This is a genomic window from Allobosea sp. 2RAB26 (assembly GCF_052115465.1).
Classification (GTDB): Bacteria; Pseudomonadota; Alphaproteobacteria; order Rhizobiales; family Beijerinckiaceae; genus Allobosea.
The window spans coordinates 1-3,102 of record NZ_JBFRGS010000050.1 but is presented as its reverse complement, the minus strand read 5'-3'; the positions used below and the strand labels follow the sequence as shown (position 1 = coordinate 3,102).

Annotated in this window: 1 protein-coding gene; it reads right to left on the bottom strand. The window is 66.6% G+C overall.

Annotated elements, in window-relative coordinates:
• Nucleotides 1-195: 195 nt before the first annotated feature.
• Nucleotides 196-3,102: methyltransferase domain-containing protein (locus AB4118_RS33900; protein ID WP_441493882.1), on the bottom strand; the 2,907-nt coding region annotated here is incomplete at its 5' end.

Below are 3,102 nucleotides of genomic sequence, written 5' to 3'. Positions count from 1 at the left end.
GGACATCATGAGCAAGGACCATGCCTGGGAGGCCGGTGCTCTCCACGCGTCAAAATACGGTGTTTCAGCGTTTCCTGAGGGAAAACGCCCCTAAAAGCCCCTCAAAACATCAGGGAAGCTCCAAACGCTGGAGCTGCCGCGACCACTCCGTCGCACCAGCTCCGTCGCGCCTGCGGCCTGTGGTGCGGCGCCCCGTCACCGGCGCCTGGCGACGACAACGAAGGTCTGGCACCGCCTCATCAGGGCCGGGAACCGCCGCCCCAGGGCCTCGACCCGGGCCATGCACAATGTGTTCAACCAATCGAACCGCCGGAAGACCGGTGGCCARAGCCCGTACCAATGCACCTCCTCGACCACGAAGCCGTGCGCCTCGAGCAGCGCAACCGCCTCGTCCTCGCGCATCAGCTTGTTGATCTCGCTCCCGGCGAGACGGTTGCGAACGGGATAGACGAGCCCGACCAGGCTTGCCGGATTGCCATGGAAATTGGCGACGAGGACGCCGTCCTTGACGAGGCATTTCCTCAGAACATCGAGCACCTCCGCACGAAGCGAGGGCTCGGCATTGAGGAAAAAGCGGAAGGCGGTGCAGACCTGCCGGTCGCTGACGGACTCGGTCGCACCGGTCTGGGTCAGGTCGGCCTCGACGAAGCGGATTTCAGGGTAGCGCCCGCGCGCGAAGGCGAGCATTTCCGGCGAAATATCGACGCCGACGATGTCGTCGAAGGCCTCTTCATGCAGTTCCAGGATGCGCCCGGTCCCGCAGGCGAAATCGAGGGACCTCGACGCGCCGCGGGCCGCCAGCCCCGCAAGGATCTCCCGGAGCAACGGCGCTTCGATCTCGCGCCAGTTGATGGCGTAATAGCCCTCGGCGAAGGTCCTGACATAGCGCCGGCCATAGCCTGCACCGGTCGAGCCCACCCGGTAGGATTCGGATTGCGGGACGTTCGGCCGGCCYAGGCCTCCGCCCCCGYGCGCTCCGCCTTGGGGYTCCCACTCCCAGGTCGCGCCAACGGCCGAAGCAYCGCTGTGTCCGTTCACCAGCTGCGATCTGGACCAATGCATCGGCACCGGAGGCACGGCCAGGGCCAGGCCGGGCCTGATCTGAAGGCGCAGACGCAGGAAGATGGCCAGCGCCAGGTTCAATGCGATCAATGTGGCAACCGATGCCACCGCGGCGCCGGTCAATCCCCAGAACCGGTTCGCCACAACCGTGGCCACGATGTTSGCCCCGGCGCCCACGATCAGCGTCGCGGCTGCAGCCCGCTCGTGCCCCGCCATCGTCATGAGCGACTGCTGSGAGCCGAAAGCGGCCGCTATAACCTGACCGATCAGGAGGATGCGAAGGACGGGRGCCGCGGATTCGAAATCCGGGCCGAGCCAATTCAGCAAGGGMTCGGTGAGCASGAGCAGCGGAACSGAGATCAGGACCGCCGCCATCAATGACAGCCTGGCGGAGTGGCTCAGCAGCGCCTGAAGTTGCGGTCGATCATCCCCGCCGCCGAAACGCGAGGCCAGAGGCAGGATCGATCGGCCAAAAGCCACCAGGGGGCGCGTCGTCAGCGTCGCCATGCTGAGGGCAATGCCGAAGATACCGGCCTTGGTAATGCAACCCTCGAGGCCGAGCACGATGACACCGGCCCGGTTCAGGACGATCTCGGCGGCGACGATCATCGTAAGGGGCGCGATGGAAGAGCGCCATTCGGTGGTGGCATAATTCGCCACGGCCATGCGGACCGCCTGTGGCCGGACCTCCCGCAGGGTCGGCACGAGCACCATCGCCGCCATCGCCGACCCGACGAGCGTGGAGCCCATGACGAGCGTCGCATCGCGTGGCCAGAGATGGTACCAGGCCGTCAGGAAGATCATGCCGAGAACGAGCCCGTTCAGGACGACACGTTCGATCGTGAGGACCGACAGGGCACCGCCGTAGCTGCGCGTCACGGAGCCGCTGATCAGGAGAAGCGTGAGCAGAGGTGTCGCGGCCAGCGCCATCAGACCGGTTGAGATGACCTCCTGCCGAAATGTCCCGGGATACATGGTGATGAAGGTCGCTCCGAGCACGGCGATCGCCACCGCGGTCGCCAGCGTCCTGCGGACGGCATACTGGATCACGCCCCGGGCGAGGCTGCTCTCCTGCCGCGCGAGATAGGCTGGCAGGAGGCGCATCAGCGAAATATTGAARCCCAGCGTSGAGCTGTAGGCGACCACGCTCGCGCAGGCGAAGGCGAAGGCATAGATGCCGTAGCTATGGGCGCCGATGACCCTGGCGGCGAGAAATTCGACGAGAAAGGCGAGAAAGGCCCCGATCAGATAGGGCAGCAGCGCACGCATGCTGGGGAGCGGAATGGCCCGCTGGGGAGCGGCGACACTCCCGGCTGCCACGATCGCGCCCCGAACCGGCACAGCGGGATGAGCCGGACCGGGGCGCGTTGCTGCACGGTCGGCTGCCGCTGCCGCGGCCGATGTGCCGATCGGGGCGCGAACCGGGCGCCTCGCCAGGACCTCCTCGACGGCTGCGTCCAGCGCGCTGCCGAGCGTCGCCTCGTCGTGAAAAGTGAGCGAGATCACCGGCGTCTCGTGCTCATGCAAGAGGCCGTCGGCGCGAGCGATGACGGGCGCCGCGGCGTGGCTCATTCCGAAATCCGTTTCGGGCGTCTCCGAGGGGGCATCGATGCAGATGATCAGATCGGCCTTTGGCACCTGTTCGAGGGCTGCTTCCAGGGTAGCCGCGCTCAGGGCCCAACTATGCGTGGCGAGCAGGCAGACGGTTTGAACGAAGCCTTGTTCGAAGATCACGATCTGGTCCGACCGGGCCGCCTCCGACCAGGCATGGCTCAGGCTCGCATTATAGTTGCGCAGGACGCCGAACCAGGCCGCATTGGCCGGCGGCAGCATGGCGAGGATATCGAAGCCGGGCCAGAAACCGAGCCTGCGACTGAGCGGGAGGACCGCTGCCGCGGCCCATTTGCCAATGCCGCGGTAGACATGCCCGGTGGTTTGGCCCGGGGGGTCGCGGGCCGGATCCCCTGTCGCGGGCCAGTGGCCCTGAATGATCTCGGCAGTCTGGCCGCTCTCGCGGAGCCTCTCGCACAATTCGCTGGC